Annotated in this window: 4 protein-coding genes and 1 pseudogene; 4 read left to right on the top strand and 1 reads right to left on the bottom strand. The window is 62.6% G+C overall.

Translation table 11 applies throughout. The features are described 5' to 3' along the window. The 4 genes and pseudogenes from ABY454_RS12065 to ABY454_RS12050 form a co-directional block, all read left to right on the top strand. Nucleotides 1-92 (top strand): annotated as a pseudogene (locus ABY454_RS12065) (tautomerase family protein); the annotation flags it as partial. 125 nt (nt 93-217) lie between these two features. Then, nucleotides 218-544: a DUF1622 domain-containing protein gene (locus ABY454_RS12060; protein ID WP_372930989.1), complete on the top strand. Its 327-nt coding sequence runs from the start codon at nt 218-220 to the stop codon at nt 542-544. Nucleotides 545-718: 174 nt separating this feature from the next. Next, nucleotides 719-2,632 carry a radical SAM protein gene (locus ABY454_RS12055; RefSeq protein WP_372930987.1) on the top strand — a complete coding sequence of 638 codons (1,914 nt, stop codon included), beginning with the start codon at nt 719-721 and terminating at the stop codon, nt 2,630-2,632. A gap of 12 nt (nt 2,633-2,644) precedes the next feature. Beyond that, the gene (locus ABY454_RS12050; RefSeq protein WP_372930985.1) at nt 2,645-3,016 is read left to right on the top strand and encodes a TfoX/Sxy family protein; all 372 of its coding nucleotides are present in this window, start codon (nt 2,645-2,647) and stop codon (nt 3,014-3,016) included. An 18-nt stretch (nt 3,017-3,034) separates the two neighbouring features. Here the strand turns inward: ABY454_RS12050 and ABY454_RS12045 are convergent. Then, the coding region (locus ABY454_RS12045) for an SH3 domain-containing protein (RefSeq protein ID WP_372930983.1) at nt 3,035-3,731 on the bottom strand (697 nt) is incomplete at its 5' end.

Here is a 3,731-nt window from a genome sequence, read left to right as displayed (position 1 = left end):
CGTCGGACGTCGTGGTCTCCATCGTCGAGAATTCGGACGAGGACTGGTCATTTGGCTTGGGCCGCGGCCAGTTCCTGACCGGCGAGCTCTAGCCCGAGAGGGTGAGGCAAAGGGGCGAATCGGCTTAACTTCCCCACGCCTTAAAGGGGAGGACGGCGCCATTCCGATCGAGGAGAGCTTCAGCACAATCGCGAACTACATCGCGCTTTCCATCGAGGTGGGCGCCGTCATCGTCGTCGCGCTCGGCGCCTTCCAGGCGATCATCGCCGTCATCGGCGCGATCTTCTCAGGCAACGCGGACGAGCTCCGGGGCCGCGAGATTTGGCTGAAATTTGCCACCTGGATCCTGCTGGCGCTTGAATTCGCGCTCGCCGCCGACATCGTCCATACGGCCGTCGCCCCGACCTGGGAGGACATCTGGAAATTGGCCGTGATCGCCGTGATCCGGACCATGCTGAACTACTTCCTGGCCAAGGACATCGCGGATTTCACCAGACTCCAGGATTCTGGCCAAATTCCCGCCTCAAAGCCCGTTCAATCCTAATCCGTTGGACCGTTGACCCATTCTATGGTTCAGTGGGCCAAAGTCTTATGGCGTGCGGAAAAATCGTTCCGTAAGCGCCCGCCGGCAGGGGGTAGGGGCGCGGCGCGTCCATTTTCAGAGCGGCACTAAAGTCCCGCTTCCCGCGCGGGAGACGCCTCTTCACGGGATTGAGGGATGCTCAGTACAGCACACGCGACGAAACGGCGCTTTCAGCTCATTCTGATCAAGCCGTCGCACTACGATGGCGACGGCTATGTCGTGCAATGGATGCGCTCGACCATGCCGTCAAATTCGCTTGCCGCGGTATACAGCCTCGCGCAAGGCGCCGCCGAACGGCAGCTGCTGGGCCCCGACCTTCCCATCGACGTCCACGCCATGGACGAGACCAACACCCGCGTGAAGACGAAAGACATCGTCCGCCGCATCGCCGAAAACGGCGGCCTGGGGCTGGTTGGGATTGTCGGCGCGCAGTCGAACGAATTTCCCCGTGCCGTGGACATCGCCCGACCTCTGCGCGCGGCCGGCGTGCAAGTCGCAATCGGCGGGTTCCATGTTTCGGGCTGCTTGTCGATGCTTCCGGAGCTTCCCGACGACATCAAGGAAGCGCAGGCGCTCGGCATCAGCATTTATGCGGGCGAGGCCGAAGAGGGCCTCGATGAGCTGATCCTCGATACCGCGCGCGGTGAGATGAAGCCGCTATACAATCACATGCCGAATCTGCCGGATATCGGCGAGATCCCATCGCCGCCGTTCCTGCCGGTCGAATTCGTCAGGCGCACCATCGGCAACACGACGAGCTTCGACGCGGGCCGCGGCTGTCCCTTCCAGTGCTCGTTCTGCACCATCATCAACGTGCAAGGCCGGAAGTCGCGGTACCGCACGCCCGACAGCGTCGAGCAAATCCTGCGCATGAACTACGAGCAGGGCGTGAACCGGTTCTTCATCACCGACGACAACTTCGCCCGCAACAAAGATTGGGAAGCGATCTACGACCGCATCATCAAGCTGCGCGAAGAGGATGGCATGGACATCCGCTTCTGCATCCAGGTTGACACGCTTTGCCACAAAATCCCGAACTTCATGGACAAGTCGAAGCGGGCCGGCGTCACGCGCGTGTTCATCGGGCTTGAGAACATCAACCCGGCCAACCTGATCGCGGCCAAGAAGCGTCAGAATAAGATCACCGAGTACCGCAAGATGCTTCTCGAATGGAAGCGGGTCGGCATCATGACCTATGCGGGCTACATTCTCGGCTTCCCCAACGACACGCCCGAGTCCATTCGCCAGGACCTTGAGATCATCAAGCACGAGCTGCCGCTCGATGTTCTGGAGTTTTTCATTCTCACGCCGCTACCGGGATCCGAGGACCACAAGATCCTCTATGAGAAAGGGGTTCCGATGGACCCCGACATGAACAAGTACGACGTGGAGCACGTCTGTACGGCTCACGCGAAAATGAGCAAGGAAGAGTGGCAAGAGGCCTACCGCACCGCTTGGGACTTCTACTATACCGACGAGCACTTGGAGACGATCATCCGGCGCGCCTATGCGACGGGCATCAACCTCAAGTCTCTTCGGGTCGTGCTGTTCTGGTTCTCGGGCGCTGTGCCGACCGAGGGCGTGCATCCCCTGCAATGGGGAATCTTCCGGATGAAATACCGGCGTGACCGGCGCTCGGGTCTGCCGCTCGAAAACCCCATCGTTTTCTATTCAAAATACGCTGCGGACGTTGCCCGCAAGCTGTATATGGCTGGCAGGCGGTGGCGGCATTTGACCCGCCTCATGAACAAGGTGGAGTCCGATCCGACAGCCAAGTTCCATATGGACAACGCGCTGACCCCCGTCGCCGACGAAGACGCCGAGCATATGGAACTCTACACCCAGAACGAGGCGGCGCGTGTCGCCGTGGAACGTGAGCTGCGCGTCGCCGGCGGCAAACCCAAAGGCAATGGCGCGGGCCAGCCCGCGCTCCAGGTAAAGATGAACGGCAACGGCAAGGCGGCCCACGCCGGCAATGGTCAAGACAGCACGGCAGAGACCGTCGAGGCCGAGAAGCGCCACCAAGAGAGCGCCGCGCCGCCTGCGTAAGCCTCGGACGTAATGCCGCCGTCAGAGGGCTTCAAGGCATTCGTCGCCGATCAATTGGCCGGCTTCGGACCGGTGAACATCCGCAACATGTTCGGCGGCGCCGGCATCTATGCGGACGGTGTGATGTTCGCGATCCTTGCCGATGACACGCTCTACTTGAAGGCCGACGAGACGTCGTCGCACGCCTTCGCCGACGAAGGCATGGAGCCTTTCACCTACACGGCCAAAGGGGGCAAGCCCATCGCCATGTCCTATTGGGAAGTCCCGCCACGTCTGCTGGAGGAGCCGGACGAACTTGCCGAGTGGGCACGCGAGGCCCACCGCATTGCCTGCGCCCAAAAGAAACCGTCACGAAAATCGTCCAAGAAGCGAAAGTCAGCGTGACGTGAAACGCCGGAGCGATCAGTTCCCGAAGGCGCGGTTGATCATGTCCTCGAAACCGCCACGGCGGAACAAGCCGCGGCGCCTGGGCTGCTGTTCCTCGTAAGCCTGCTGTTGGCTGTAGTCGTAGCCCGCGTTGGGGCCGGCCGACGGCGCCAAAGCATGCGCCGGCATCCAGCCCTTGGCCGAGCTGTTCGGATCGGTCACCTCGACCCATTCGTCATTGCGCGTCACGACCTTCAATTGGCGGCCGTAAGGAAAGGCGAACAGGATCGGCGCGTCGATCGATGCCGTGGCCCGCATGCCGGTGCCGGAGCCGACGACTTGCACCCATTGCTCGCCGGGTGGAGCGCCGGGTTGGCCGCCCCATTGCTGCGGCGGCGGCGCGCCGTAAGGATCGGCTTGCCCCGAATATGGATCGCCTTGCGTGTAGGGATCGCGCTGGGCGGCGTAAGGATCGCGCGGCGGCGCGTAAGCATCGTAGGACCCGTCCGGGCCATAAGCACCACCGGGCGGTGGCCCACCCTGCTGACCGTAAGGCTGACCCGGCGGCGGTCCGTAAGGCCGTTGACCTGGCGGCGGACCGCCCTGCTGACCGTAAGGGTTTGCAGGCGGCACCGGGCGGCCATAAGCCTGATCTGGCATCTGCTGACGCCGCTCATCGCCCCATTGCTCGGCCTGGTCCGTGGCCCAAGGCAAAGGCTGCCCGGGGGCTGCG

Origin of the sequence: Methyloceanibacter sp., from assembly GCF_041573655.1 — a bacterium.
In the GTDB taxonomy this organism is placed as follows: domain Bacteria; phylum Pseudomonadota; class Alphaproteobacteria; order Rhizobiales; family Methyloligellaceae; genus Methyloceanibacter.
This window is presented reverse-complemented; position numbering and strand designations above follow the sequence as displayed.

Excerpts from the sequence above, each read along its gene's own strand:
- ABY454_RS12055 (WP_372930987.1), top strand. The coding sequence starts at position 719 with ATGCTCAGTACAGCACACGCGACGAAACGGCGCTTTCAGCTCATTCTG.
- ABY454_RS12050 (WP_372930985.1), top strand. The coding sequence starts at position 2,645 with ATGCCGCCGTCAGAGGGCTTCAAGGCATTCGTCGCCGATCAATTGGCC.